The organism is Chromohalobacter israelensis DSM 3043 (genome assembly GCF_000055785.1).
GTDB classification, from domain to species: Bacteria; Pseudomonadota; Gammaproteobacteria; order Pseudomonadales; family Halomonadaceae; genus Chromohalobacter; species Chromohalobacter israelensis.
This window is the reverse complement of record NC_007963.1, coordinates 2,944,776-2,970,596: the sequence shown is the minus strand read 5'-3', so window position 1 is coordinate 2,970,596 and position 25,821 is coordinate 2,944,776. Positions and strand designations below refer to the sequence as shown.

General features: G+C 66.3%; 23 protein-coding genes. 16 read left to right on the top strand and 7 right to left on the bottom strand.

Annotated features, from left to right (window positions below; all coding sequences use genetic code 11):
• The first annotated feature begins 71 nt into the window (after window positions 1-71).
• From gshA to CSAL_RS13425, 3 genes are all read left to right on the top strand, one after another.
• On the top strand, window positions 72-1,634 hold the full coding sequence (gshA, locus tag CSAL_RS13435; RefSeq protein ID WP_050934585.1) for a glutamate--cysteine ligase: 1,563 nt from the start codon (window positions 72-74) through the stop codon (window positions 1,632-1,634).
• Between the two features lie 170 nt (window positions 1,635-1,804).
• Window positions 1,805-2,323 (top strand): disulfide bond formation protein B, encoded by a 519-nt coding sequence (locus CSAL_RS13430; protein ID WP_011507946.1) that lies wholly within the window; start codon window positions 1,805-1,807, stop codon window positions 2,321-2,323.
• 82 nt (window positions 2,324-2,405) lie between these two features.
• Window positions 2,406-2,915, top strand: coding sequence for an Rsd/AlgQ family anti-sigma factor (locus CSAL_RS13425; RefSeq protein ID WP_011507945.1), 510 nt, complete (start codon window positions 2,406-2,408; stop codon window positions 2,913-2,915).
• Between the two features lie 49 nt (window positions 2,916-2,964).
• Here CSAL_RS13425 and CSAL_RS13420 read toward each other — a convergent pair whose 3' ends face one another.
• The 3 genes from CSAL_RS13420 to cra all read right to left on the bottom strand — a co-directional run bounded on the left by CSAL_RS13420 (window position 2,965) and on the right by cra (window position 6,660).
• Window positions 2,965-4,890 carry an alkaline phosphatase D family protein gene (locus CSAL_RS13420; protein ID WP_043559609.1) on the bottom strand — a complete coding sequence of 642 codons (1,926 nt, stop codon included), beginning with the start codon at window positions 4,888-4,890 and terminating at the stop codon, window positions 2,965-2,967.
• A 34-nt stretch (window positions 4,891-4,924) separates the two neighbouring features.
• Complete coding sequence (locus CSAL_RS13415; RefSeq protein WP_011507943.1) at window positions 4,925-5,572, bottom strand: phosphoribosyltransferase; 648 nt, start codon at window positions 5,570-5,572, stop codon at window positions 4,925-4,927.
• Between the two features lie 74 nt (window positions 5,573-5,646).
• On the bottom strand, window positions 5,647-6,660 hold the full coding sequence (gene cra / locus CSAL_RS13410) for a catabolite repressor/activator (RefSeq protein WP_011507942.1): 1,014 nt from the start codon (window positions 6,658-6,660) through the stop codon (window positions 5,647-5,649).
• Window positions 6,661-6,919: 259 nt separating this feature from the next.
• Here cra and ptsP point away from each other — a divergent pair, with 259 nt between their 5' ends.
• From ptsP to CSAL_RS13395, 3 genes are read left to right on the top strand one after another with little or no spacing between them, the layout of a single operon-like run.
• Window positions 6,920-9,796 carry a phosphoenolpyruvate--protein phosphotransferase gene (gene ptsP / locus CSAL_RS13405; RefSeq protein ID WP_011507941.1) on the top strand — a complete coding sequence of 959 codons (2,877 nt, stop codon included), beginning with the start codon at window positions 6,920-6,922 and terminating at the stop codon, window positions 9,794-9,796.
• Window positions 9,796-10,764 (top strand): 1-phosphofructokinase, encoded by a 969-nt coding sequence (pfkB, locus tag CSAL_RS13400; RefSeq protein ID WP_011507940.1) that lies wholly within the window; start codon window positions 9,796-9,798, stop codon window positions 10,762-10,764. Before ptsP ends, pfkB begins: the two co-directional genes overlap by 1 nt.
• Window positions 10,761-12,524, top strand: coding sequence for a PTS fructose-like transporter subunit IIB (locus tag CSAL_RS13395; protein ID WP_011507939.1), 1,764 nt, complete (start codon window positions 10,761-10,763; stop codon window positions 12,522-12,524). Before pfkB ends, CSAL_RS13395 begins: the two co-directional genes overlap by 4 nt.
• Window positions 12,525-12,732: 208 nt before the next feature.
• Here the strand turns inward: CSAL_RS13395 and CSAL_RS13390 are convergent, their stop codons facing one another.
• Window positions 12,733-14,787 (bottom strand): choline transporter, encoded by a 2,055-nt coding sequence (locus CSAL_RS13390; protein ID WP_011507938.1) that lies wholly within the window; start codon window positions 14,785-14,787, stop codon window positions 12,733-12,735.
• Window positions 14,788-15,218: 431 nt separating this feature from the next.
• Here CSAL_RS13390 and CSAL_RS13385 point away from each other — a divergent pair, with 431 nt between their 5' ends.
• Window positions 15,219-17,000 (top strand): acyl-CoA dehydrogenase, encoded by a 1,782-nt coding sequence (locus CSAL_RS13385; protein ID WP_011507937.1) that lies wholly within the window; start codon window positions 15,219-15,221, stop codon window positions 16,998-17,000.
• A gap of 13 nt (window positions 17,001-17,013) precedes the next feature.
• On the opposite strand, the gene CSAL_RS13380 is transcribed toward CSAL_RS13385, so the two are convergent.
• Window positions 17,014-17,676 (bottom strand): 2OG-Fe(II) oxygenase, encoded by a 663-nt coding sequence (locus CSAL_RS13380; protein WP_011507936.1) that lies wholly within the window; start codon window positions 17,674-17,676, stop codon window positions 17,014-17,016.
• 22 nt (window positions 17,677-17,698) lie between these two features.
• Window positions 17,699-18,322, bottom strand: coding sequence for a CoA pyrophosphatase (locus CSAL_RS13375; protein ID WP_011507935.1), 624 nt, complete (start codon window positions 18,320-18,322; stop codon window positions 17,699-17,701).
• Between the two features lie 138 nt (window positions 18,323-18,460).
• Between CSAL_RS13375 and CSAL_RS13370 the strand changes: the two genes are divergently transcribed.
• Entirely contained in the window at window positions 18,461-19,018 is a 558-nt protein-coding gene (locus CSAL_RS13370) for an NUDIX hydrolase (protein WP_011507934.1), read from the top strand.
• A gap of 81 nt (window positions 19,019-19,099) precedes the next feature.
• Here the strand turns inward: CSAL_RS13370 and CSAL_RS13365 are convergent, their stop codons facing one another.
• On the bottom strand, window positions 19,100-19,411 hold the full coding sequence (locus CSAL_RS13365) for a YqfO family protein (protein WP_011507933.1): 312 nt from the start codon (window positions 19,409-19,411) through the stop codon (window positions 19,100-19,102).
• 150 nt (window positions 19,412-19,561) lie between these two features.
• Between CSAL_RS13365 and ftsB the strand changes: the two genes are divergently transcribed.
• The 8 genes from ftsB (at window position 19,562) to CSAL_RS13325 (ending at window position 25,723) form a co-directional block, all read left to right on the top strand.
• Complete coding sequence (gene ftsB, locus CSAL_RS13360; RefSeq protein WP_011507932.1) at window positions 19,562-19,927, top strand: cell division protein FtsB; 366 nt, start codon at window positions 19,562-19,564, stop codon at window positions 19,925-19,927.
• On the top strand, window positions 19,924-20,673 hold the full coding sequence (ispD, locus tag CSAL_RS13355; protein ID WP_011507931.1) for a 2-C-methyl-D-erythritol 4-phosphate cytidylyltransferase: 750 nt from the start codon (window positions 19,924-19,926) through the stop codon (window positions 20,671-20,673). The genes ftsB and ispD overlap by 4 nt, the downstream gene beginning before the upstream one ends.
• Entirely contained in the window at window positions 20,670-21,158 is a 489-nt protein-coding gene (gene ispF, locus CSAL_RS13350) for a 2-C-methyl-D-erythritol 2,4-cyclodiphosphate synthase (RefSeq protein ID WP_011507930.1), read from the top strand. Before ispD ends, ispF begins: the two co-directional genes overlap by 4 nt.
• Window positions 21,155-22,201 (top strand): tRNA pseudouridine(13) synthase TruD, encoded by a 1,047-nt coding sequence (truD, locus tag CSAL_RS13345; protein ID WP_011507929.1) that lies wholly within the window; start codon window positions 21,155-21,157, stop codon window positions 22,199-22,201. Before ispF ends, truD begins: the two co-directional genes overlap by 4 nt.
• Before the next feature lie 65 nt (window positions 22,202-22,266).
• Complete coding sequence (gene surE / locus CSAL_RS13340) at window positions 22,267-23,019, top strand: 5'/3'-nucleotidase SurE (RefSeq protein ID WP_011507928.1); 753 nt, start codon at window positions 22,267-22,269, stop codon at window positions 23,017-23,019.
• Entirely contained in the window at window positions 23,000-23,689 is a 690-nt protein-coding gene (locus CSAL_RS13335; protein ID WP_011507927.1) for a protein-L-isoaspartate(D-aspartate) O-methyltransferase, read from the top strand. The genes surE and CSAL_RS13335 overlap by 20 nt, the downstream gene beginning before the upstream one ends.
• Complete coding sequence (locus CSAL_RS13330; RefSeq protein ID WP_011507926.1) at window positions 23,686-24,627, top strand: DUF368 domain-containing protein; 942 nt, start codon at window positions 23,686-23,688, stop codon at window positions 24,625-24,627. Before CSAL_RS13335 ends, CSAL_RS13330 begins: the two co-directional genes overlap by 4 nt.
• Complete coding sequence (locus CSAL_RS13325; RefSeq protein WP_011507925.1) at window positions 24,620-25,723, top strand: peptidoglycan DD-metalloendopeptidase family protein; 1,104 nt, start codon at window positions 24,620-24,622, stop codon at window positions 25,721-25,723. Before CSAL_RS13330 ends, CSAL_RS13325 begins: the two co-directional genes overlap by 8 nt.
• The last annotated feature ends 98 nt before the right edge of the window (window positions 25,724-25,821 follow it).

The window sequence follows — 25,821 nt, the reverse complement described above, 5'->3', positions numbered from 1 at the left end:
GAGAAGCCGAGCTTTTCCCAGACGTGAGGGAATTAATCTTGTCCGAACCACTCGCCACCGCCATTCAGCGCATGCAGGGGCTGGCTCGCCAAGGGCTCTTCGGCCGCTTGCGCCGCGGCATCGAGAAGGAAGGCTTGCGCGTCGACGGCGCCGGGCGCATCGCCCAAACGCCACACCCCCATGCCCTGGGCTCCAAGCTCGCGCACCCCTATATCACCACCGATTACTCCGAGGCCCTGCTCGAGTACATCACGCCGGTGTACTGCCGGCCCACCGACGCGCTGGCGTTTCTCGGCGACCTGTTGCGCTACAGCTACCGCAAGCTCGACGATGAATTGATCTGGCCGGCCAGCATGCCGAGTCGCCTCGACGGCAACGACAGCGTGACCATCGCCGACTACGGCACCTCCAACGTCGGTACCATGAAGCATGTCTACCGCAAGGGGCTCGACGTGCGCTATGGGCGCATCATGCAGTCCATCGCCGGCGTGCATTACAACGTCTCGCTGCCGGAGGATCTGTGGCCACGGTTGCGCGAACTGGAAGGTCGCACCGGCGAGAGCCTCGAGGGGTATCGCTCCAGCCGTTATTTCGACTTGATCCGCAACTTCCGCCGTCATAGCTGGCTGTTGCTGTACCTGTTCGGCGCTTCTCCGGCGCTGGACCGCAGCTTTCTGACCGGCGAGGCACCGTCGCACCTCGAGGCACTGGGCAAGCACACCCTGGCGGGGCGCTATGCCACCAGCCTGCGCATGTCCGACCTGGGCTACCAGAACAAGGTGCAGGAGCAGCTCAAGATCTGTTTCAACTCGTTGTCGAACTACGTGGGCACGCTGCGTCACGCCATCAGCACCCCATGGCCCGACTATCAGCGCTTCGGGGTCAACGTCGATGGCGACTGGCGTCAGCTCAACGCCAATATCCTGCAGATCGAGAACGAGTATTACAGCGACATTCGTCCCAAGCGAGTGGCACGCCACGACGAGACGCCCACCCAGGCGCTGGAAGCGCGCGGCGTCGAGTACATCGAAGTGCGCTGCCTGGACCTCGACCCCTTCACGCCGCTGGGCATCGATGAAACGCAGATGCGTTTCCTGGATACCTTCCTGCTGTGGTGCCTGCTTTCCGAGAGCCCCTGGATTCCCGACGAAGAATGCGATCGTCTCGACGACAACCGCCGCCTGGTGGTGGAGCGCGGCCGCGATCCCGACTTGATGCTCAGTGTCGGCGGTCGCCAGCGCTACCTGCGGGGCTGGTCGCACGAGATCTTCGACGAGCTCGACGCGGTGGCCGAGCTGCTCGACTCTCAGGAAGACGCGACGCCGCATCGGGACGCGCTCGCCGCGCTCAAGCCGCGTCTCGACGATCCCGAATTGACGCCTTCCGGGCAGCTCTATGCGCAACTGGTCAACGAGAACATGGAGTATCTCGATCAGATGCTTGGCCTGGCCGAGCGCCAGGCCGCCGAGCTGCGCGATGCGCCCATGGATCGTGCCCGCGAGGCGCTGTTCGAGCAGCTCGTCGAGACCTCGCATCAGCAGCAGGCCGATATCGAGCGGGCCGACCATGAGGATTTCGCCACCTTTCTGGTGCACTATTTCGAACGCGCGGGCAAGCCGCTCAGCGCGGCTTGAACCAGGGCGTCGTTCCAGGGCCCGTGCACAGGTTCGCACGGGCCTTTTCGTGAATGTCGGGTCGTGAACGCCGGGGCTGAGTGCCCGGGGCGTGAGCGTCAGGCGGTCAATGCAAACAACGCGATGGGCGAGCGTGCGGCTGGCCGGAAAGCGTATAGGGAGAGATGACGATGATCATTCGACTGGCCGGCATGAGTGTGCGTCAGGGCTGTCTGCTGGGCCTTCTGATGTGTGCGCTGATGATGGGCGTGGCGCTGGTATTGCAATACGTCTATGGCTTGACGCCATGCCCGCTGTGCATCGGGCAGCGGATTGCCGTGCTGCTGGCCGCGTTCGTCTTCGCGATCGGTGCGCTGCACAATCCCGCGGGAAACCTGGGGCGCGGGCTCTACGCCGGGCTGGCGGCGCTGGCCTCGGTGCTGGGGCTGGCAGTCGCCGCGCGTCATGTATGGTTGCAGTCGTTGCCGCCGGAGAACGTGCCGAGTTGCGGGCCGGGACTAGACTACATGATGGAAGTGCTGCCATTGTGGGATGTACTCTCTAGGGTGCTGGCCGGCTCTGGGGAGTGTGCCGAGATACACGGCTCGCTGCTGGGCATGTCGATCCCGCAATGGACGCTTCTGGGGTTCGCCGTGTTGCTGCTGATTCCGCTGGGCATGCTGGCCGGTATCGTGATTCGCCGTCGTTGAGGCGGCCGGGAAACGGCGGGAAGGCCGTTGCCCTCAATGTCAGGGAGCATGGCTCGCGAGGCCATGACAGGAGAGACTCACCATGCTGGAAGATACCAAGACGGCGTTGGAGCGCTGGGGCGGTGTGCATACGCTGATCGACCGCTGGCTGGAGCAGCGTCGTGACATGTTGGTGACGCTGGTGGAACTGCAGGAAGCCTGCGACGCCGAGTTGGAAACGGTCACCAAGGAGCGCATCGACGCCTTCAGCGAGACCCTGATGGATTACATCAGCGGTGGCCATTTCGAAATCTATCCGCAACTGCGTGACGAGGCGGTGGCCTTCGATGATCAGGAGGCCCTGGCACTCGCCGACCATCTGCTCGCACGCCTGGAAATGTCCACGCAAATGGTGCTGGAATTCGACAACGACTACTCGACCCCGGTGCGCTGTCAGCACTATGCGGCGCGCTTGCCGGCATGGCTCGAGCGTTTGACGAAAGGTCTGACCGAACGCTTTGCCCTCGAGGATCAGTTGATCGCGCGTCTGCATGCCGCGCATGCGCCGTCGCATGCCAGCGAGGCGGCGAGCGCGCCGCGCGCCTTGTCGTGAAGGGACGCCCCGGGCGCCACCGTGCGGTGCGGTGACATCCCATGGGCAGTCAGTCGTCGGGTAGAAAGTGCGTGATACTGCCGTCGACGCCCAGCTGGGCAATGTCCACCGGGCGGCCCTGAGCATCCAGCGTGACCAGGCCGATGCCGGACTGGTTCCAGAGTCGCTCGCCGTGGCTGGCCCCTTGTGGCCGACGTGGACGAATGCGCATCGGGCGACGTTTGGTGAACCAGTTGAGTGGTGACGCAGGAGCATAAAGCCAGCGGTTGAGGCGGTCGAACGTATCCAGCAGCCGGCGGGGGAACTCGTTCTTCAATCCGCTGCTGGTGATCTGCCACAGGCGCGGCCCGTGCTGGCGCTGGCGGATATCGATGTCATAGACGAACGAGTAATGCACGTCGCCCGAGAGAATCACGTAATTGCCGGGTGTGCGGGTATGCCGAAAGATATTGAGCATGACGCTGGCGGCCCCACGGTGCGCCATCCAGTTTTCCGCATCCACCAGCAACGGCTTGCCCGCCAGGGTGAAGAGCCGTTGTATCCCCTCGATCAGCTTCACCCCGAACATCGGCGCCGGCGAGACGATGATCACCGAGCGCTGCCCGAGCAGCACCTGCTGCAGGTCGCTCAAGGCTTCCCAGTCCATCAGGCCCGACGGGTAATGACGTCGACGCTCGCTGCGCCAGCGGTGCGTACGCGTATCGAGCACCACCAGGCGTGGCGTGGAAGGAAGCTGATAATGCCAATGATCGAAGGCATGCAGGTGCTCGATGAGGGTGTCCTGCGTCTGGCAGTCGAGTCGCCCGGCCGTGTCGCGCTGCTCGAACAGTGTCGCCAGCATGGGCCATAACGCACGAAAGGCGTCAGGGTCGTTGCCCCAGCCCTGACACAGCAGATATCCCAGCAGGGCGTTGCCGATGATGCGTCGCGAGAACGGGTGGCCGTAGGCGGTTTCCTCCCAGGCCGCGGACAGGTTCCAGTCATCGGTGACGTCGTGGTCGTCGAAGATCATCAGGATCGGCAGGTGGGCCATCACGCGTGCGGCGCGGGGCAGTCCCTCGCGGAAGGCAGCGATGATGCCGGCCTCGGTGTCGAAGATCTCTGCCAGCGTGTCGTCGAGCGTGGGGCGTGCCACCTCGATCAGCGACCAGGGCGTCGGCGACCATGCCAGCAGGTACATGGCCATGACCTCGCCCAGCGTGATCAAGTGGTTGTGGGCATTGCTGGTGGTGAAGACCGGCTTGCGGACACCGCCGAAAAAGCGCTCGCGCAGTTTTTCGTTGGCCTCGAATGCGGGCAGCAGCCGTTCGCGTCGGTAATAGGTGTCGGGATGCGTGTACAGGCTCTCGGCGTCGTCGACCACCGCGCCCTGGACGCATTCGCCGAACAGTCCCAGTCGCCGGACGAGGGCATGGATGGCGACCAGCATCGGCCCGGCGACGTCGTCGGCGTAGATCTGATCGCCGCTCATCACCAGCGCCGCGGGCATGCGTTCGGGGGTGTCCCGCATCGCCTCGACATGCGCATCGGCGCGCACCAGCCCGTCGCCGGAAGGATGGTGCGGCTTGCGACACGACCCATGCAGCAGCGAATCGACACGCGAGCGCAGCACGAAACTCGGACGGATCGCCCCGTCATGCAGCAGATGCGGCGCCCAGTCGGCGATGCCTCGTGTGTTGCCACCGGCGTCGGACACGAGCAGGTCATAGCCGATCGTGCGGTTGCAGGGCAGCGGCGTGGCGAGCGGCACGTCGATGAGGTGCAGCCAGGCGTGCGTGCCCACCGGCAAGCGCCGGCACAGCGAGCTGTCCAGCGCCAGGCGTTGCTTCGACGTGTCCGCCTCCTCGGGGTGCAAGGTCAACGTCAGGTCGAGCGGACGCGACCCGACCAGCCAGATGACCAGGCGGTCGGGGAGGCAACGGCGCAGGATCGGTCCGGCCAGGACCTCGGGCAGGGAAGCGTGAGACGACGTCATGGAGCCAGCATAACGGGCGGCTCGCATGGCGTCATCAAGCGTCTCGCGCAGGGCGCAGGCAGGCGCGCACCTCGGCATCGCTGGTCTGGTCGAAGTGCCGGTACCACTGGCCCACCGAACCGAAATGCGCCGGCGTGGCCAGGCATTCGACGCGGTCGACCTCGGGACGCAGCGACGCCAGGCTTTCGGGAGCGGCGACCGGTACGGCGAGGATACAGTGCTCGGCGCCCAGGCGGCGCACCGCACGAATCGCCGCGCGCATGGTCGCGCCGGTGGCGATGCCGTCGTCGACCAGGATCACCGGCCGGCCGGCGAACGACGGATAGGCCCGGTCGCCTCGAAATTCGCGTTCGCGACGTTCGAGCTCGTGCCGCTCGCGAGCGATGACCGACGCGAGTCGTCGTTCGTCGAGCCCCAGTCTGTGAATGAGGGGCTCGTCGAGTACCTGCACGCCACCGCTGGCGATGGCGCCCATGGCGAATTCCTCGTGACCGGGGACGCCCAGCTTGCGCACGACCATCACGTCGAGAGTGGCGCCCAGGGCATGTGCGATCTCGGCGGCGACCGGCACGCCGCCGCGGGGCAGCCCCAGCACCAGCGCCGACGCGTCGACGCTGCCCTGTAACCGCTGGGCGAGGCGCCGGCCGGCGTCTCGACGATCTTGCAGGGGGAGTTCCTTCATGACGTGCCTCGTCGGATGCAGGCAATGGTGAAGACAGCATGGCCAGTTTTTTGCGCCCGGGCCAACCCCGCCGATCAAGGTGTCGGGGCGTGCATCCTTTTGAGGCTGCGACGGTCGTGCAGAGAACGTTCGACGATGTCGATGCCGGGGCGATAATCGCCGGATGCCGCTTGCATGGCGCGGGTCAGGGCCAGCTCGGCGATGCGGTCGTGGTGCTGGGGCAGGGAATTGACCGCCAGGGGCAGGAAGTCCAGCAGGCGGTCGTCGCCGAATGTCGCCAGGCGCAGCCGCTCGGGCAGGCCGCCTTGCTCGAGCAGCACGTCGAAGACACCGTCCAGCAACACGTAAGAGGCGGTGACCAGGGCATCGGGAACGCCGTGTTCGTCGATCAGGCGTCGCATGAGGGCGGCGCCGGTGGCGCGGTCGTAACGCGCGCCGCTGAGCAGCAGCGGGGCATCGAGCCTGGCCTCGCGGGTGGTATCCAGAAAACCGGCACGACGTTCCACGCTGATCGACAGTTCGGGGACCGCATCCAGCCAGGCGATGCGGGTGACATCGTCGTCGATGACCGAGCGCGTCAGGGCGCCGGCGGCCTGATGGTTGTTGCTGACCACGCAGACGAAGCGCTCGGGGTCGAGGGCGCGATCCAGCGCGATGACCGGAAGCCCGCCCGCCATCAGGTCGAGGTAGAAGGGATCGTCCATGGCCAGGCTGCTGGCGACGATCAAGGCATCGCAGCGTTGCGCACGCAGGGCGCGGGCCAGCTCGCGCTCGGTATCCGGGTCGTCGTCCGACCCGGCGATCAGCAATTGATAGCCTTGACGACGCGCCCCGTTTTCCAGGCGCTTGGCCAGCCGTGCATAGCTGGTGTTTTCCAGGTCCGGCACGATGAATCCCAGCGTGCGACTCGCGCCACGTCGCAGCGCCGCCGCCTGAGCGTCGATGCGGTAGTCGTACTTGGCGACCACGGCCATGACGTGAGCCACCGTCTCCGGTCGGATGCGCCGCTCGGCGGCCTGGCCGTTGATCACGTAACTGGCCGTGGTGCGCGAGACGCCCGCCAGCCGAGCGATTTCTGCGAGAGTCATGGACATTCCTTGAGCGAGCCGGTGACACGAAGGCGCCTATTCTAGAGGCTGACGGGCAGTCTTGCCTGCCTGACCCTGCGAAGGTCTAGTGTCGTGCCGCTTGATAAATCGCGATGAACGTTTCAGCATTGCTACCCAAGATAGCTGACACGATTCAGCCCGTCATCCCCCAGGTTCGTGGACACGAGCCGGCGGGCGCGATCGCTGGCCTTACCCGAGGGGCGGATGGCTCCGCTCCGACGGCATTCTGGAGATCTCCATGCTGACACTGACAAGTGACGACGTTCTGCTCGACCGGCACGCCGACGACTGGCGCGATGCCCTGGACCAGGCCGCCGAGGCGCTGGTCGAGGCCGGACGCGTGGCGCCCGGTTACCGTGACGGCCTGCACGCGCGCGAGGCGCAGTCGTCGACCTATCTCGGCAATGGCATTGCCATTCCCCACGGCACCCCCGAGAGCCGCGAACACGTCAAGACGACCGGCGTACGGGTGTTGCAGTTTCCGCGTGGCATCGAGTGGCACGACGGTCAGCGGGTGACGCTGCTGGTGACCATCGCCGCCCAGAGCGATGAGCACCTCGATATCCTGCGTCAGCTCACGCACGTGCTCGACCGCGATGGCGTGGCCGAGCGCCTGGCGGCGGCGGATAGCCGTGAAGAGGTCATTACGCTGCTGTCCAGGGCGCCGGTCGAGGCCCGCCTGGATGCCGACACGCTCTGCCTGGGATTCCCCGCGCGTGATCGTTTCGAGCTGGCACTGGCCGCCGCGGCGCGCTTGCGCCAGGTGGGCAGCGTGGACAGCAGCTTCGTGGCCGAGATCAATACGCTGGAGCCGGTGGCGCTGGGCCAGGGGCTGTGGCTGGTGAGCAGTGCCCGTGGCGTGGTCACGCCGGCGCTGGGCGTGGCCACGCCCGAGCAGGCATTCGTGGGCCCCAAGGGGCCGGTCAATGCGGTGTTCTGCCTGGCGGCCCAGGGCGATGCCCATCGTGGGCTGCTCGAACGCCTGGGCATCCTGCTCGACGCGGGGGACGGCGAAAGCCTGGCCGACGCCGACGCGGCGACATTGCTGGCGCGCCTGTCGGGGGAGTCCGCCGACGCCGATACCGCACGCGCCACGGTGCTCAACGCACATGGGCTGCATGCGCGGCCGGCCAAGCAGTTGGTGCAGGTCGCTCGGCGTCAGCGCGTGCCGGTCAAGGTGCGCCTGCTGGAGGGCTCGGGTCAGGCGGTGTCGGCGGCGAGTCTCACCAAGGTCATCGGTCTGGGCGCGCGGCGCGGTCAAGTGCTGGTGTTTTCCGCCGAGGGCGAGGGGGCCGGGGAGGCGCTCGACGCGCTCGTCGCGGCCGTCAAGGATGGGCTCGGCGAGCATGTCACGCCACTCCAGGAAACGCCGCTCGAGTCGCCCGCCGCCGAGGACGAGCCTCTTCCCGCGCCCCTGGAAGACGATGTCGCGCATCCCGCGGTCCCCGCGTCGCCGGGGCTGGCGATCGCGCCGGTTTTCGTGATGCGTACGCCGCGTTTCGAGTACCCCGAGCGCGCCAGCGACCTGGATGACGCGCGCCGCGGCGACAGCGACGCGCAACTGGCGCGTCTCGATGCCGCGATCGAGGAGGCCGCCGAGCAGTTGCGTGCCCTGGTACGTACCGCGCAGGGAGGCGAGGTCGCCGAGATCCTGTCGATGCACGAGGAAATGCTCGACGATCCCGAGCTGCGTGAAGCGGCGCACGAATCGCTGAATACCGGCATGAGTGCCGAGGCGGCATGGTGGTCGGCCATCGATACCGCCGCCCGCGCCCAGGAGAATCTCGCCGATCGCTTGCTCGCCGAACGTGCCGCCGACCTGCGCGATGTCGGCCGTCGCGTGCTGGGAATCCTGTGCGGCGTGCGCCTGCCCACGCCGCCGGGGACGCCCTACGTGCTGGTCACCGACGATGTCGGCCCGTCCGATGTGGCGCGGCTGGATACCAGCAAGGTGCGGGGGCTGGTCACCGCCCGCGGCGGCGCCACCTCGCACAGCGCGATTCTTGCCCGGGCACTGGGCATCCCCGCCGTGGTGGGGGCCGGCGAGCGGGTGCTGACGCTGGTCAACGATACCGAGATCATCGTCGATGGCGAGCGTGGCCGGGTGATCCCGGCGCCTTCCGCCGAGCGTCGCTCGCGTACCGAGCTGCGCTTGAAGGAGCACGAGATGCGCGAGCGCGAGGCGTATGCCGCGCGCCACGAGGAGGGCCGGACCCAGGATGGCCACCGTGTCGAGGTCGCCGCCAACCTGGGCAACACGGCCCATGCGGCGGATGCCGTCGAACGCGGCGCCGAGGGCGTGGGGCTGCTGCGTACCGAATTCGTGTTCATGGCGCATCCCGACGCCCCGGATCTGGACACCCAGATCGCCGAATATCGCCAGGCCATCGACGCGCTCGACGGGCGCCCGCTGGTGGCACGCACGCTGGACGTCGGCGGCGACAAGCCCCTGCCGTACTGGCCACTGCCCCAGGAAGACAATCCGTTCCTCGGCTTGCGCGGCATTCGTCTGGCCTTGACGCGTCCCGAGGTGCTCGAGACGCAGCTGCGCGCCCTGCTGACCGCCGCCGGCGATCGGCCGCTGCGCATCATGTTCCCGATGGTCAAGGACATCGCCGAGTTCCGCGCCGCTCGCGAGATCTTCGACCGCGTGCAGGCCGAGGTTCAGGCCGGCGACGTGCAATTGGGGGTGATGATCGAGATTCCTTCGTGCGCGTTGCTGGCGCCGAGCCTGGCCGCCGAGGTGGATTTCTTCTCCATCGGCACCAACGACCTGACCCAGTACACCCTGGCCATCGACCGCGGCCATGCCGAGCTGTCGGCCCAGGCCGACGGTTTGCACCCGGCGGTGCTGGCGCTGATCCGCATGACCGTCGATGCGGCGCACGCCCAGGGCAAATGGGTGGGCGTGTGCGGCGAACTGGCCAGCGATGCCCAGGCGGTGGCCGTCCTGGTGGGGCTGGGCGTCGACGAGCTGTCGGTGTCGGCAAGGCAGGTGCCCATGGTCAAGGCGCGGCTGCGCGAGTTGACCCTCGCCACCGCGCGCCAGCACGCCGAGACCGCCTTGCGTCAGGCGACCAGCGACGCCGTGCGCGAAGCGCTGGAGGCCCTCTGATGGCGCGCGTGCTGACATTGACCCTCAATCCCGCCCTGGACCTGGCGATTCGCCTGCCCGCGCTGACCCTGGGGGCGGTCAATCGCACCGATGCCACCCACCTCGAGGCGGCGGGCAAGGGCGTCAACGTCGCCCGGGTGCTGGTCGCGCTGGGACACGAGGTGGCGGTGACCGGCTTTCTGGGCGGCGACAACGATGGCGCTTTCGTACGCGCCTTCGCCGACTGGGGACTGGAGGATGCCTTCCTGCGTCTGGCCGGCGACACGCGCATCAATGCCAAGGTGGCCGAAGCCCGGGGACGCGTCACCGATATCAACGGCCCCGGGCTCGACGTCTCGCGCGATGATCTGGCGGCCTTGTACCGCGCGCTCGAGGCGCGGCTGACGGATGCCGCGACACGTCCCGACGCGGTGGTGATTGCCGGCAGTCTTCCCCCGGGGGTGGCGCCCGACGATCTGGGCGCCTTGATTCGCTGGCTGCGTGCGCATGACCTGCCGGTCTGGGTGGACACCAGTGGCGCGGCGTTGAGCGCCGCGATCGCGGCCACGCCGAGTGCCGTCAAACCCAACGAGACGGAACTGGCCGAGTGGGCCGGCGAGCCCCTGGCGGACATGACCGCGCGCGTCGCCGCCGCGACGCGCTTGCACGCGGCGGGCATCGAACATGCGCTGGTCTCGCTGGGAGGCGAGGGCATGCTGTGGGTGGGACCGCAAGGCAGCTGGCAGGCCACGCCGCCGCCGGTCGAGGTCGCCAGTACCGTGTGTGCCGGTGACACCCTGCTGGCAGCGATGCTGCATGGTCAATTGGCGGGCTTGCCTGCCGAGGACGCGTTGCGCCTGGCGAGCGGATTGTCCGCCGAGGCGGTGCGCCATGTCGGGGTCGGCGATGTGAAGGCCTCGGACCTAGAGCAACTCCAACAACGCACGCGCGTTCGTCGGCTCGACGACGGCGCGAGGGAGACCCTATGAAAGCGATCCTGATCACGGCCTGCCCGAGCGGCGTGGCCACGACGTTCCTGGCGGCTCGGCGTCTCGAGCACGCGGCCCAGCGGCGCGGCTGGCAGGTCACGGTGGAAATGCATGGCGAGCTCGAACCGCCGCAGCCTGTCTCGGACGCGGCATTGCGCGATGCCGACCTGGTGGTGGTGGCCGCCGACCATGTGCCCGATGCCGCGCGCTTCACCGACAAGCGACTGTTCCGGGCGCCGATCGCCGAGGCGCTGCCCGATCCCGATGCCTTCCTGTCGCGCGCCGAACGCGAGGCCGCCCCCTACAGTGGCGACGCGGCCGGCGCCGACACGAATGCCGCTCCCGCGGCGGGGGAGGCCCGGGGGAAGCGCATCGTGGCGGTGACGGCCTGTCCGACCGGCGTCGCGCATACCTTCATGGCCGCCGAAGCACTGGAAGACGCCGGGCGCAGCCTGGGGCATCACATGCGCGTCGAGACGCAAGGCTCGGTGGGCGCTCAGAACCAGCTGACCGAGGCGGAGATCGCCGACGCCGACGTGGTGCTGCTGGCCTGTGATATCGAAGTCGACGACGAACGCTTCGCCGGCAAGCCTATCTATCGTACGTCCACGGGCAATGCCCTCAAGAAGGCCAAGCCGACCATTGAGGAGGCGCTGGCCAATGCCGCCGTGGAGAGCCAGGCAACAGGGGCCGCGAATGACGGCGGCAAGGCCAAGAGCGTCAAGGAGAAGGGCGTTTACAAGCACTTGCTGACCGGGGTGTCGTTCATGCTTCCCATGGTCGTCGCCGGCGGGTTGTGCATCGCATTGTCGTTCGTGTTCGGCATCCAGGCCTACGAAGAAGAGGGCACGCTGGCCGCTGCCTTGATGCAGATCGGTGGCGGAACCGCCTTTGCCTTGATGGTGCCCGTACTGGCGGGCTACATCGCCTATTCGATCGCCGATCGTCCCGGCATCGCGCCGGGCATGATCGGCGGCATGCTCGCCAGCAACATCGGTGCAGGCTTCATCGGGGGGATCCTCGCCGGCTTTCTCGCGGGGTACGCGGCGAAGGCGATCACGCGCTATCTCAAGCTGCCGGCGAGCGTGGAATCGCTCAAGCCGATCCTCATCATTCCGCTGCTGGCGAGTCTGTTGACCGGTCTGGTGATGATCTACGTGATCGGCACGCCGGTGGCCAGTGTCCTCGATGCGCTGACCAACTTCCTCAACGGCATGGGGTCGACCAATGCCGTGCTGCTGGGGCTGTTGCTGGGCGGCATGATGTGCGTCGACATGGGCGGGCCGGTCAACAAGGCGGCGTACACCTTTGGCGTGGGCCTGCTGTCGAGCGAGACCTATGCCCCCATGGCGGCGATCATGGCGGCGGGCATGGTGCCGCCACTGGCCATGGGGATCGCCAGCATGCTGGCCAGGCACAAGTTCGCCCAGAGTGAGCGTGAGGGCGGCAAGGCGGCCTTCGTGCTGGGGCTCTGCTTCATCACCGAAGGGGCCATTCCCTTCGCCGCCAAGGATCCACTGCGGGTGCTGCCGGTCTGTATCGTCGGCGGCGCGGTGACCGGGGCGCTGTCGATGTATTTCGGCATCCAGCTGATGGCGCCGCATGGCGGGCTGTTCGTGCTGCTGATTCCCAACGCGGTCAATCTCGCCCTGTTGTATCTGCTCTGCATCGCGGTGGGAGCGGTGATCGCCGGTGTGGCCTATGCCATTATCAAGCCGGGTGCCTCCGCCGTGCCGGTGGCGGAAGGTGCCGCGTCCTGAGGCGACGGTCTCGCATCACCGATACGCAAGGAGCGCCCCATGGGGCGCTCCTTTTCATTGGTGGGCGCATCGGCGAGCGATGACGGATGCTGTGTGCCATGCCACGCGCGCAATGACGTGCGGCCCTGAAGCGTGGGCCAATAAAAAAGGGGCGCATCCTGGATGCGCCCCTGCTCGCGTCATGGCCGGAAAATGGCCCGTTTCACGGTCATGCCGGCGGTTGTTCGGGGCTGTCCGGCATGGTCACGTTGCCTGGTGCTTCCCGGTTCATGTGCAGGAAGTGCAGGTGACGTTCGTACTGATCGAGAATGTCCTCGATGACCTGTTCCTTGCTGTAGCCCATCAGGTCATACCCCTGGCTGCCTTCGAGAAGGTAGACCTCCAGGCGATAGTAATAGGCATTGGCCTGCTGGGCGCGCAGTGCGAACGAGGGGGTCGCGAACCGGCGTGGCCAGATCTGATAGGTGAAGTTCTGCTCGTCGCCGAGACCGACGTTGAGAGCCAGATGCGGGTCGTCGCCGTCTTCTTCGACGACCTCGACCTCGACGCCCTGTTGGCTCAACGCCTGACTGACGTCCTGCATGGCCGGTTTGCCTACCTCATCGAGGAAGCGGCGTGCCTGCTTGCTGCCCGGGAAGCTCATGGCACGGCCCAGGCGCTGACGCCAGCCACGTGGCGTACGTTCTGCCGCGCCGGTGCGGCTGGAAAGGTGGCCGGCCAGGCTCGCGCGGTGACTGTCTTCCTTGAAGCCTTCCACTCGCAGGGCCTTGAACAGCCCCGCCATCATGAAGAACAGCACGATGGAGAACGGCAGCCCGGTGATGACCACCACGCTCTGCAGTGCCGACAAGCCGCCGGCCATCAATAGCGCCAGGGTGAGCAGGCCGATCACGCAGGCCCAGAGGATGCGCATCCAGATCGGTGCGTCGCTGTTCACGTCCTTGAGCCTGGACGTGAAGTTGGAGAGTACCAGCGCCCCGGAGTCGCCGGAGGTCACGAAGAACACGATGGCCAGAATGGTGGTGACGATGGTCGTCAGCCCGGTCCACGGCAGTGACTCGAGGAACAGGTAAATGGAGGAGGCCGGCGTGTTCATCGCCGCATCGCCGAAGTCCGCCGCGCCGTTCATGACCATGTCGATGGCGCTGTTCCCCATGATCGACATCCACGCCATCATGAAGACCAGCGGCAGCATCAGCGTGCCGGCGACGAATTCACGAATGGTGCGGCCGCGGGAGATGCGCGCCAGGAAGAGTCCCACGAACGGCCCCCAGGCAATCCACCAGGCCCAGAAGAAGATCGTCCAGCCATTGAGCCAGGCGGTGGGCGGATCGAAGGCGTAGGTATTCATCGACAGGCTGATGAAGTCGGAGAAATAGTCGCCGACGTTGAGCACCAGCGCGTTGAGCAGAAACAGGGTCTTGCCGCTGAAGAGCACGAACAGCAGCAACAACAGCGCCAACAGCATGTTGAACTCGGAAAGGCGGCGGATGCCCTTCTCGACCCCGGTGACGGCGGAGACGGTGGCGAAGAACACGATCATGATCACCAGTGCGGCCTGCACCAGGGTGTTCTCGGGAATCGAGAACATGTAGTTGAGACCGAAATTGAGCTGGATGACGCCGATCCCCAGGCTGGTGGCGATGCCGAATACCGTGCCCAGAACGGCGGCGGTATCCACGGTATGGCCGATGGGACCGTGAATCTTCTTGCCGAAGATCGGATAGAGTGCGCTGCGGATGGTCAGCGGCAGATTGTGCCGATAGCTGAAGAACGCCAGCGACATCCCCACCAGGGTGTAGATGCCCCAGCCGGAAAGCCCCCAGTGCAGGAACGTCAACTGCATGGCGTGACGTGCGGCTTCCACCGTGTTGCCGTCTCCCTGAGGCGGCGCCAGGAACTGCGATACCGGCTCCGCGATGCAGAAGAACAGCAGGTCGATGCCGATGCCCGCCGAGAAGAGCATGGCCGCCCATGAGGCCATGTTGAAATCGGGCGTGGAATGATCCGGTCCCAGCTTGATCTTGCCGAAGCGTGATAGGCCGATGGCGATCACGAAGACCAGGTAGGCGACCACGGCCAGAAAGTAGTACCAGCCGAAAGAGTCGGAGATCCATCCCAGCACGGCATTGATCACGCCACTGGCCGAGTCGGTGAAGAACATCGTCCATAGCGCGAAGAGCACGATGCCGATCGCCGAACTGAAGAAGACCGCCGGATTGAGGCGATCGCGACTGACGTCGTCGGTGTGTTGTAGAGGCATGAGCGATCCTCGAGTTGTCGTAAGCGCGGCAGTAGCGTGACGTCATGTCACGGCACATCCTTCTTCACTATGGCCAAGTTGCGTGAAAACGCGATGTGGCCGTCGTGAGATATGCCGTCATCGTCTTGACGACGATCTCTCCAGGCGAGCGCCTTGGTAGCGGCACCCTGACCGCTGCCGAGAGGTTCGCCGCAAGCGCGACCGGAGTCGAGTCCGGGGCGCGTTGCGGGGAGACGTCGCATGCTACCGATGAAAGGTTATCGTGTTTTATTGATTGACCGTTCAATCAAAATACTTTGTTATGCATCGCCTTTCAACCTCGAGCGGCTATCGTCTGCGCTAGCGACTTCCCTGCGGCGTTTGGCTAATGGTCGACGCTGCGACATGCTTCTAGTATTCACACATACGTTTGCATGATTAACAGGTGGGCCATGTCTCCATACGCTGCACCGCTACGCGACATTCGCTTCGTGCTCGACACCTTGCTCGAGCACCGTTCGTTGGCATTGCCGCAATACCAGGATCTTTCTCCCGATGTGATCGACGCCGTGCTCGAGGAGGCCGGCCGAGTGGCGGGCGATGTCTGGGCGCCGCTCAACCAGGACGGTGACCGCCACGGATGTCGACTGGAGGGGGGTGAGGTGCTTACGCCTCCAGGCTTCGCCGAGGCGTATCGCGCCTTCGTCGAGGGCGGCTGGAATGGCATCGGCAGCGACCCCGAACACGGCGGCCAGGGGCTGCCCGAGGTGGTGGCCAGTGCGGTACAGGAAATGTGGCAAGGCGCCAACATGGCGCTGGCCTTGTGCCCCCTGTTGACCGCGGGCGCCGTGGAGGCGCTGGCGCAGCATGGCGACGAGGCGCTCAAGGCGCGTTATCTCAAGAAGCTGGTGAGCGGCGAGTGGACGGGGACCATGAACCTCACCGAGCCACAGGCCGGCTCCGATCTCTCGGTGGTGCGCACCCGTGCGGTACCCGACGGTGCGCATTACCGCCTGCATGGCCAGAAGATCTTCATCACCTGGGGCGAGCACGACTGCGCAGAGAATATCGTGCATCTGGTGCTGGCGCGTTTGCCGGATGCCGCCGAGGGCAACCAGGGCATCTCACTGTTTCTGGTGCCCAAGCGGCTGGTGGACGCGCAGGGTCGACTGGGCGAGCGCAACGACGTGAACTGTGTCTCGCTGGAACACAAGCTGGGAATTCACGGGTCGCCGACCTGCATGCTCGGTTTCGGTGAACGTGACGGTGCCATCGGCTATCTGGTCGGCGAGCCCGGCCGGGGGCTGGCGCACATGTTCACGATGATGAACGCGGCCCGCCACAAGGTCGGGATTCAAGGCATCGGCGTCGCCGAACGCGCCTATCAGCAGGCCCTGGCCTATGCCCGTGAACGTGTCCAGGGGCGCGTGCCCAAGTCCCGCGGTGGCGGCTCCGCCACACTCATCGAGCATTACGATGTGCGGCGCATGCTGCTGTCGATGCGGGCACGTCTGGAAGCGTTGCGTGCCCTGGCCCTGTTGTCGGCCAGCGAGATGGATATCGCGCGTCATGCGGAATCCACCGAGGCGCGTGAGCGAGCCCAGCAGCGTGTCGATCTGTACACCCCGATCGTCAAGGCCTTCTCGACCGATCAGGCCGTGGACATTGCGTCGTTGGCCGTCCAGGTGCACGGCGGCATGGGGTACATCGAGGAAACCGGCGTTGCGCAGCATCTCCGCGACGCGCGCATCGCGCCGATCTACGAGGGTACCAACGGCATACAGGCGCTCGATCTGGTGACACGCAAGCTTCAACGTGACCGCGGGGCGGCCCTGAATTCGGTTCTCGACGAGGTGGCGGCCTGTGCGGCGTCGCTGGCGGACGATCCCGAGCTCGCCGCGTGGGGGCGTGTATTGCGCGACGGTGTCGACGATACGCGCCGCGCCCTGGAGGTGGTGCTGGAACGTGCCGCCGATGCCGAGAAGGGCCATGATGCGCTCCAGGCCCTGGCCACGCCGATGCTCGATCTGGTCGGCCATGTCCTGTGTGCCTGGCAGATGGGACGTGCTGCGTTGCGGGCACGCGCGGCCCTGCAGGACGGCCACGAGGACACGGCCTTTTATCGAGCCAAGCTGGCCAGTGCCGAGTTCGTGCTGTGCCATTGGTTGCCCCGGGGGCGTGCACAGTTGGCCGCCATCGAGGCCGCGCCGGCGTTGTTCGACGCGCCCTTGTGAGGCCGCGCACGGCTCAGCGTGCGGGGTCGACGAATCCGTTCAGAGACGTGTTGCGGCGGAACCAGCCGGCGATGCTGGCGCGGGGGGCCTGGGTGGGCAGCACCTCATGGGGAATGCGGTCGGCGAGAAAGCACACGAAGGTCCCGAGCTTGGGGGAAACGCGTGCCACTTCGCGTTCGGGGACGTCGGGATCGAACAGGACCATCTCGCCCCCGTGGTCGTGCGACCAGGCCGGGTTGAGGTAGGCCACGCTCGAGACGACACGATTGGAACGGCCGCGAAAGCTGTCGAGGTGCTTCTTGTAGAACGCGCCTGGCGGGTAGAGGGCGAAATGCGCCTCGAACTCGAACAGCCCCAGGTATAGCGCCCGGTTGATCTCCTGCTGCAGCAGCGCCATCACCGCCAGGTATTGGCGCTGGGCGCGGCTTTCGCGGTCCAGCCAGTGAATGGCGTCGCCGCGGACCTCGCGCTTGATGCGATGCGCCTGACCGCGCCCGATCCCGGCGACCTCCAGCGCCGCCTGTTCCTCGAGGCCATGCAGTTCGGCATGCAGCGTTCGGCACAACGAGGCATCGAGGAATTCCTCGGCGACGAACCAGCCTTGCGTGACCAGTGCCTCCATCAGCGCGGGGAGGGCGGCGATATCGAGGTAGTCGGCGGCGGTATGGCGTGACATGCGCGATGGACTCGTGAGTGGCTCAGGGCAGTGACGTGGGGCGAGGCGCCAGATGGCGCACGGGCCGGCCGGGTGGCGCATGGTCGAGGCTGATCGGTCGCGCGAAGCCGACCGCCAGGAGTTCGACCAGCATCATGGCCGAGAGCCCCCAGATGACATAGTCCTGATAGGCATAGCTGGGCACGTAATAGACCCGCTCGCCGTGGTGGATGGCATCGGTATGGCTGCGCTGATCCTGGAGCAGCCAGGTCAGCGGCACCTCGAAGATGGCGTCGAGTTCATTGCCGTCCGGCTGCAAGGGCAAGTTCGGCGGAATCAGCCCGACGAACGGCGTCACGCACAAGCCATGGCGCGAGATGACATCGCTCAGCCGCCCCAGCGGCTCGACCCGTGATGGCGGCAGCTGAATTTCCTCGCGTGCCTCGCGCAGGGCCGTGGCCCACAGGTCGGCATCCTCGGGTTCGACCTTGCCGCCGGGAAAGGCCACCTGGCCGCCGTGCTGGGCGAGATGTCCGGCACGCCGCGTCAGCAGCAAGGTCGGCTCCTCGCGCGCGACGATCGGCAACAGCACCGCCGCCCGAGGCATGCCGACACTCAGGCATTGCGGGTGATGCGCTTGCAGGCGTTTGCGGAGTTTCTCTAACATGAGGCGGTCGATGGCGGCGTAGGTGACGAAGGCGATATTACGTCGAGTCTACGCAATGCGGCCGCGACAGGCGAGACATGACGATCGCCGATTCATTCTTCAGGTGACGGGGCCCGTCACCGCCGCCCGAGGACGACCATGAACTTCTGCAGCCATTGTGGCCATTCCGTGCGCTTCGCGATTCCCGAGGGCGACGACCGCGGGCGTTTTCTCTGCGACGCCTGCGGCACCGTGCATTACCAGAACCCGCGCATCGTGGCCGGTACCCTGCCGGTCTCCGACGGTCGCGTGCTGTTGTGTCGCCGGGCGATCGCGCCGCGTCTGGGGTACTGGACGCTGCCCGCGGGGTTCATGGAAAACGGCGAAACCACGAGCGAGGCCGCGGCGCGCGAAACCCGCGAGGAAGCCTGTGCCGAGGTCGACCTCCGGGGGCTTTACACCATGATCAGCCTGCCGCACATCGACCAGGTGTACATGATCTTTCGTGGCGATCTGCGCGGCGACTACGCGCCCGGGCCCGAGAGTCTCGAAGTGGCGCTGTTCTCCGAGGCCGAGATTCCCTGGCATGAACTGGCCTTTCCCACCATCGAGCGCACGCTGCGGCATTACTTCGACGACCGTCTCAACGACGATTATCCGTTGCATGTCAGCGACATCACCGCCGAGGACCGCGAACGTTACCTCGGCAGTGCGTGACCCGGCCGCTGCCCATGATCGCTGGCACCTACTAGGCCATGTGCGCAACGTCGGCGGGCGCGGGCGGTCTTCTTTCCAAGCCTAGACGTCCGCCAGTTGCCAGGCCTCGTACGCCGGCTCTTCGTAAGGATGCGCCAGCTTGAGCGCGGCGACGGCCGCTTCCAGGCGAGCATCCTCGCAGACCAGTTCGACCTTGAGCTCCTCGACGTGGCTGAGCGCACCGACTTGCCCGATATGCGGGTCGGCACCGTCGAGGGGGCGGAATTGCCCCTGCCCGGCGGTCTGGAAGCAGCAGGCCTCATAGTCGCCGATGCGCCCGGCGCCGGTGGCGAACACGGCCTCCTTGACGCTTTCGGCTTCCTCCACGGGCACGAAAAAAGCAAGCTTGTACATTCTCGACTCCTGTTGCGTTGACCCTTGTGGCGTTGACGTCCGTTGCGTAGAACGTGAGGCGTCTCGTGTACGCCGGTGCCGCGCCGACTGCGCGGGTGTCTTGATGATGGCATAATGCCGGGCAGCTGTCGGTCCAGGACGGAACCAACGATGTTGAAGTGGATATGTGTGGTGCTGGTGGTACTGATCGCACTGCTGCAGTACCACCTGTGGTTCGGTGAAGGCGGGGTGCGCGAACTCAATCACATTCGCAGCCGTGCCGATGTACTCGAGCAGGAAAACGATCGCCTGCAGGCGCGCAACGATCGCCTGGCGGCGGAGGTGATCGATCTCAAGAACGGGCTCGATGCCATCGAAGAGCGTGCGCGCAGCGATCTGGGCATGGTGCGTCAGGACGAGCAGTTTTTCTGGGTGCCCGGCGTGGTGGCCGAGCGTTCCATCGTCGAGCAAAGCGCGTCCACGCTGCGCGGCGATCCCGAAAAAGCCTCATCGATGCCCGAGGAGGCCTCGCCATGAGCCGTCTGTGGCTGATCGTGCCGGCAGCCGGACAGGGGCGCCGGATGGGGGCCGAGTGCCCCAAGCAGTATCTCGACATCGCCGGGCGCCCGGTCCTGGCGCATACCCTGGCGCGCCTGCACGAAGCCTTCCCGGAAGCCGCGTTGCGCCTGTGCCTCGACCCCGACGACACGCGCTTTTCGCCCGAGTGGGTACCGTTCGCCGATTGGCAGCGGGTGGCCGGTGGCCGGGAGCGAGTCGATTCGGTGGAAAACGCCCTGGCGAGTCTCGCCGATGTCGCGGCGGACGACGACCTGGTGCTGGTCCACGATGTGGCGCGGCCCTGCGTGGCCGTCGAGGATTTGCGGCGCCTGCGCGAGGCATTGACGACGAGCCCCGAGGGCGGTCTGCTGGCGGCCCCGGTGGCCGACACCATGAAGCGCGCCGACGCGCGCGGGCATGTGGTACATACCGTCTCGCGCGAGGGGCTGTGGCACGCCATGACGCCGCAGGGCGCGCCTTATCGCGTACTGTGTCGCGCCTTCGCTCATGCCCGGGGTGCGGGCGTCGTCCTCACCGATGAAGCCTCGGCGCTGGAAGCCTGGGGGCTGGCGCCGCGTCTGGTGCCCGGACGCCGCGACAATCTCAAGATCACCCATCCCGAGGATCTGGCGCTCGCCACACGACTGCTGGCCGGCGACCCGGCCAGCCGACGCGCCACCGGCGCACTTTCCGACGACTCACTCGCCGACGAGGCTCGTTCATGACGCTACGCATTGGCCACGGCTTCGACGTCCATCGCTTTGGCGATGGCGACCACCTGATGATCGGTGGCGTACGCATCCCCTATGTACAAGGCTTCGTCGCCCACTCCGATGGCGACGTGCTGCTGCACGCGATCTGCGATGCCCTGCTCGGTGCCTGCGCGCTGGGCGATATCGGCCGTCACTTTCCCGACACCGACGCGGCCTGGGCGGGGGCCGATAGCCGCGACCTGCTGCGTCACGTCCACACCCTGGTGATGGCCGCCGGCTATGCAGTCGCCAACCTGGATGCCACCGTGATCGCCCAGGCGCCGCGCATGGCCGAGCACATACCCGCCATGCGCGCATGCATCGCCGAGGATCTGGACCTCGACACCACGGCGGTCAACGTCAAGGCGACCACCAGCGAGCGGCTCGGTTTCACCGGCCGCAAGGAAGGTATCGCCGCCGAGGCGGTGGTGTTGTTGATGCCGACGGGAACCACATGAGCGAGACGCCGATCTGGCCACCCCGGTGGCCCCGCGCGCATGGTGGCCCGCTGGCCGCAGGGGACTTCCGCGCGACGCCCGAGGACTTCGTCGTCGAGGAGGTGTTCGACTTCGCTCCGGAAGGCCAGGGCGAGCATCTCTGGTTGTGGATCGAGAAGCGCGACCTGACGACGCCGGAAGCCGCCAAGCGGGTGGCGCGAGCGTGTGGCGTGCGCCCGCGAGACGTGGGCTACAGCGGCCTCAAGGACCGTGTCGCGGTGACGCGTCAGTGGTTGTCGGTGCACCTGCCCGGACGAGAAGCGCCCGCAGAGCTGACGGCGACGCTGGCGACGTCGGGCATCGCGATTCTCGACGCACGTCGCCATCCCCGCAAGCTCAAGCGCGGGGTGCATCGACTGAATCGCTTCACGCTACGCTTGACGGGGGATATCGCCGAGCATCCGGGCTTGTCGCGACAGTGGCAGACGCTTTGCGAGGCGGGGGTGCCGAACTACTTCGGACCGCAGCGTTTCGGTCGCGAGGGACGCAATCTGATCATGGCGCGATCAGCCTTCGCCCGGGGATGGCGCAAGCGTGACGATCCGCATGGCATGCAGCTTTCCGCGGCGCGCAGCTTCCTGTTCAATGAGGTACTGGCGGCGCGTCTGCGCACTGACTGCTGGCGGACCCCGCGCGATGGCGATGTCCTGGCCCTGGCCGGCAGCGCCAGCCGTTTCGTGACGGAGACCGTCGATGCCACGCTGCTCGATCGCGCGCGGCGTGGCGATGTCGCGCCGACCGGGCCGCTATGGGGCAAGGGCCGGCAGGAGAGCGGCGCCGAGGTGGCGGCGCTGGAAGCCGACATCATGGCGACGCATGCCGCGCTGTCCCAGGGGTTGGAAGCGGCCGGCGCGCGCATGGATCGACGCCCCTTGTGCTTGCGTCTCGAGACGCCGGCGCTGCGTCTCGACGAGGAGGGCGGCGTGGTGGTGAGTTTCGGCCTGCCGCGCGGCGCCTTCGCCACGGCGGTGCTGCGCGAATTGATGCAACACCCCGTCCTTTGAGCGGGGTGCGATGCGCCGGGGATTGCCGATCCCGGGGCACTTTCAGGGAAAGCAAGAGGACATCTATGCGCAAGCTATTGTTATCCAACGATGACGGCGTCCACGCGCCGGGACTGCGTGCGCTCCACGATGCGCTCGACAGACATGGACGGCTGCGGGTGGTGGCGCCCGACCGGGACAAGAGCGGGGCCAGCAATTCGTTGACCTTGACGCGCCCTCTATCCTTGACGGCGCTCGACAACGGCTTCTATTCGGTCGACGGGACGCCTGCCGATTGCGTGTACCTGGGCGTCAACGGGGTCTGGGACGAAAAGCCCGACCTGGTGATTTCGGGCATCAATCACGGTGGCAACCTGGGCGACGACGTGCTCTATTCCGGAACCGTGGCCGCTGCCATGGAGGGACGCAACCTGGGCATGGCCGCGATTGCCATTTCCCTGTGCGGCGAACGTTACTTCGACACGGCGGGGCGTGTCGCGGCGACCTTGGTCGGGGCGGCCGAATCGTTGTCGTTACCGCCGCGCAGCCTGCTCAACGTCAATGTGCCGGACGTGCCCTGGGAAGAGATCCAGGGTGTGCGGGTGACGCGGATGGGCTATCGCGGCCCTGCCGCGGAGCCCATGCGAGTGCGCGACCCGCGCGGTCGCGAGCGTTACTGGATTGCGGCTGCCGGCGACAATGCCGATGATGGCGAGGATACCGATTTCGCCGCCATCGAGGCGGGATTCGTGTCGATCACCCCTCTGCAGACCGATCTCACCCGCCATGCGGCACTGGATGACGTACGGAACTGGCTGGATGCATTGTCGAATTCCTGATACGCAAGATACCCATCGTCTCGGCGGTATCGGCATGACCTCGCAGCGTACCCGCAACCGCCTGATCCGGCGGCTGCAGGCGAACGGCATTCGCGACACGCGGGTGCTGGAGACCATGGCGCGCGAGCCGCGCCACCTCTTCGTCGACGAGGCCCTGGCGCATCGTGCCTACGAGGACACCGCGCTTCCCCTGGGGCACGGACAGACGCTGTCGCAACCCTGGATCGTGGCCCGCATGACGGAACTGGTGCTGACCGCGCGTCCCCGTCGTGTGCTGGAAGTGGGCACGGGGTCCGGGTATCAGACCTTGATCCTGGCGCGACTGGTCGAGGCCGTGTGGAGCATCGAGCGCATCGGGGCGCTGCATCAGCGTGCCGCCGCACGCCTTGCCATGCTGGGCGCCGACAACGTGCGTCTGCGTCACGAGGACGGCGGCCACGGCTGGCCGCAGGCGGCGCCCTACGACGTCATCCTGCTCACCGCCTGCGCCAGCGTCTTGCCGCCCGAGCTATTGGCGCAGCTGGCGGACGGGGGCGAGCTGATCGCGCCGCTGGAGGATGACGCGGGACGCCAATGGCTGACACGCGTGCGGCGTTGTGGCATCACATTCGAACGAACACGACTGGAACGCGTCAGATTCGTACCGCTACTGGAAGGGGTCATACAATGAAGCGTTACCTGACGCTTTTTTTCAAAGGCGCCGGGATGGGCGCCGCGGATGCGGTGCCCGGCGTTTCCGGAGGCACCATCGCCTTCATCACCGGTATCTACGAAGAGCTGATCCATTCGATCAAGCAATTCGGTCCGAGTGCCATCGGTGCCTGGCGACGTGGCGGGACGATGGGGCTTTACCGGCATCTCAACCTGGCGTTTCTGCTGCCCCTGCTGCTGGGCATCGCCGCCAGTGTGGTCAGTGTCGCGCATCTCGTGACCTGGTTGCTCGATCATCACTCTCTATTGCTCAATGCGTTTTTCTTTGGGCTGGTACTGGCGTCGGCCGTGGTCGTCGCCCGCCAGGTGAGCCAATGGCGGTGGCGGCATGTCCTGCTTCTGGTGCTGGGGATCTGCATGGCCCTGTGGTTGCCGAGCCTGCTGCCCGCGCCCACCGAGACGAGCTGGTGGATGCTGACGCTGGCCGGTGCCATCGCCATCAGCGCGATGCTGCTTCCCGGCGTGTCGGGCAGTTTCCTGTTGCTCGTCATGGGGTTTTACGGAACGGTCATGGAGGGGATCAAGAGCATCGATATCGCACTCATCGCGACCTTCGGTGCGGGCTGTGCCATCGGTCTGATGGTCTTCTCCCGTATCTTGTCGTGGCTGTTTCGCCATTACCGAGAGGGCACGCTGTTGGTGCTCATCGGCTTCATACTCGGCTCCTTGCCGCAGCTCTGGCCATGGCGTGAAATGGTCAGTTATCGCCTGGGGAGCGGCGACCAGATCGTGCCGCTCGACTACCGCTATCTCATGCCTTCGGACTATAGCGTGATCACCGGCGAACCGTCTCATCTGGTGGCGGCGATCGCATTGATGATCGTCGGCCTGGTGCTGGTCATGGTGATCGGCGAGCGCAGTCCATCTCCCTTTCAGGAGGATCGAACCCATGTCTGACACGCGTCGACTTCTGCCCGCGCTGGGGCTCGTAGCGCTGGGCCTGGCGGGCTGCGCCACCTCCGGTGGTGCCCCGCAGGTGCAGGACCTCTCGGTAAGCCGCAACAGCGAGCCGCCGAGCACCTACACCGTCAAGGCGGGCGATACGCTGTATGGCATCGCTTGGCAGAACAATCTCGACTTTCGTGATCTGGCGCAGCTCAACGGCATCACGCCGCCTTACCGCATCCAGCCGGGACAGACGCTGCGCCTCGACCCGGAGGGCAACGCCCAGCCGGCCGCTCCGGCCGGCGATGGAGCGACAAGCGAAGGCGCCGTTGCTACACCACTGGGGGGCGGTCAGGCCGTCAGCCAGGACGATGACTGGCTGGTCCCCGACGACGCCTCGTCGGCGCAGACGGGCGCCGGAGGGGCGTCGCTGGAGTCGGGCGCCGTGGGGGCGGCCTCCGAGGCCGGTCGCCAGGGGGCACCCGGGCCGGTATATGCCTCGTCGGACAACGACGAGACGTCGCGTAGCGAAGACGGTGACACCGCCGAAGACACCACACCCGAGGCGGAGGCCGCGGCCGACGAGGCTCCGAGCGATACCGACGCTGACGAGCAGACCCAGGCTGCGCCGAATGCACCCCGCGATACCGGCGCGGAAGGCGATGCCGGAACGCAGGTCGCCGGCGAGAGCGACGCCCAGAGCCAGGCGGGACAGCGCGAATACCAGCCCGTGGAAAACGTGGCCTGGCAATGGCCGACCGAGGGGGAAGTCGTCGGCGGTTTCGGGGATGATTCGAGCATCACGGCCGGCATTGATATCGCCGGTGAAAAGGGGCAACCTGTCAAGGCGGCAGGACCTGGCATCGTGGTATATGCCGGTAGTGGCGTTCGCGGCTACGGCAACCTCATCATCCTCAAGCATAACGACCATTTCCTGAGTGCTTATGCGCACAACGACACCCTGCGTGTCGAGGAAAACGATGTCGTCGATGCCGGGGATGTGATCGCCACCATGGGCGAGACCGATGCCGATCGCGTCAAGTTGCATTTCGAGGTGCGCCAGGACGGCCAGCCTCAAGACCCAATGGAGTATCTGCCGGCGCGTTGAGCGCGGCGGAGGCTCGGACCCTGAACATTCATTCGCACAATAACAGTCGGGGAGTCCGCCATGGCCGGTGGTTCGTGCACCGGGCATGGCCATCAAAT

What these genes read in the sequence shown, in the direction of transcription:
- gshA (WP_050934585.1), top strand. Translation starts at nt 72, where the DNA reads ATGCAGGGGCTGGCTCGCCAAGGGCTCTTCGGCCGCTTGCGCCGCGGC.
- CSAL_RS13430 (WP_011507946.1), top strand. Translation starts at nt 1,805, where the DNA reads ATGATCATTCGACTGGCCGGCATGAGTGTGCGTCAGGGCTGTCTGCTG.
- CSAL_RS13425 (WP_011507945.1), top strand. Translation starts at nt 2,406, where the DNA reads ATGCTGGAAGATACCAAGACGGCGTTGGAGCGCTGGGGCGGTGTGCAT.
- CSAL_RS13420 (WP_043559609.1), bottom strand. Translation starts at nt 4,890, where the DNA reads ATGACGTCGTCTCACGCTTCCCTGCCCGAGGTCCTGGCCGGACCGATC.
- CSAL_RS13415 (WP_011507943.1), bottom strand. Translation starts at nt 5,572, where the DNA reads ATGAAGGAACTCCCCCTGCAAGATCGTCGAGACGCCGGCCGGCGCCTC.
- cra (WP_011507942.1), bottom strand. Translation starts at nt 6,660, where the DNA reads ATGACTCTCGCAGAAATCGCTCGGCTGGCGGGCGTCTCGCGCACCACG.
- ptsP (WP_011507941.1), top strand. Translation starts at nt 6,920, where the DNA reads ATGCTGACACTGACAAGTGACGACGTTCTGCTCGACCGGCACGCCGAC.
- pfkB (WP_011507940.1), top strand. Translation starts at nt 9,796, where the DNA reads ATGGCGCGCGTGCTGACATTGACCCTCAATCCCGCCCTGGACCTGGCG.
- CSAL_RS13395 (WP_011507939.1), top strand. Translation starts at nt 10,761, where the DNA reads ATGAAAGCGATCCTGATCACGGCCTGCCCGAGCGGCGTGGCCACGACG.
- CSAL_RS13390 (WP_011507938.1), bottom strand. Translation starts at nt 14,787, where the DNA reads ATGCCTCTACAACACACCGACGACGTCAGTCGCGATCGCCTCAATCCG.
- CSAL_RS13385 (WP_011507937.1), top strand. Translation starts at nt 15,219, where the DNA reads ATGTCTCCATACGCTGCACCGCTACGCGACATTCGCTTCGTGCTCGAC.
- CSAL_RS13380 (WP_011507936.1), bottom strand. Translation starts at nt 17,676, where the DNA reads ATGTCACGCCATACCGCCGCCGACTACCTCGATATCGCCGCCCTCCCC.
- CSAL_RS13375 (WP_011507935.1), bottom strand. Translation starts at nt 18,322, where the DNA reads ATGTTAGAGAAACTCCGCAAACGCCTGCAAGCGCATCACCCGCAATGC.
- CSAL_RS13370 (WP_011507934.1), top strand. Translation starts at nt 18,461, where the DNA reads ATGAACTTCTGCAGCCATTGTGGCCATTCCGTGCGCTTCGCGATTCCC.
- CSAL_RS13365 (WP_011507933.1), bottom strand. Translation starts at nt 19,411, where the DNA reads ATGTACAAGCTTGCTTTTTTCGTGCCCGTGGAGGAAGCCGAAAGCGTC.
- ftsB (WP_011507932.1), top strand. Translation starts at nt 19,562, where the DNA reads ATGTTGAAGTGGATATGTGTGGTGCTGGTGGTACTGATCGCACTGCTG.
- ispD (WP_011507931.1), top strand. Translation starts at nt 19,924, where the DNA reads ATGAGCCGTCTGTGGCTGATCGTGCCGGCAGCCGGACAGGGGCGCCGG.
- ispF (WP_011507930.1), top strand. Translation starts at nt 20,670, where the DNA reads ATGACGCTACGCATTGGCCACGGCTTCGACGTCCATCGCTTTGGCGAT.
- truD (WP_011507929.1), top strand. Translation starts at nt 21,155, where the DNA reads ATGAGCGAGACGCCGATCTGGCCACCCCGGTGGCCCCGCGCGCATGGT.
- surE (WP_011507928.1), top strand. Translation starts at nt 22,267, where the DNA reads ATGCGCAAGCTATTGTTATCCAACGATGACGGCGTCCACGCGCCGGGA.
- CSAL_RS13335 (WP_011507927.1), top strand. Translation starts at nt 23,000, where the DNA reads ATGCATTGTCGAATTCCTGATACGCAAGATACCCATCGTCTCGGCGGT.
- CSAL_RS13330 (WP_011507926.1), top strand. Translation starts at nt 23,686, where the DNA reads ATGAAGCGTTACCTGACGCTTTTTTTCAAAGGCGCCGGGATGGGCGCC.
- CSAL_RS13325 (WP_011507925.1), top strand. Translation starts at nt 24,620, where the DNA reads ATGTCTGACACGCGTCGACTTCTGCCCGCGCTGGGGCTCGTAGCGCTG.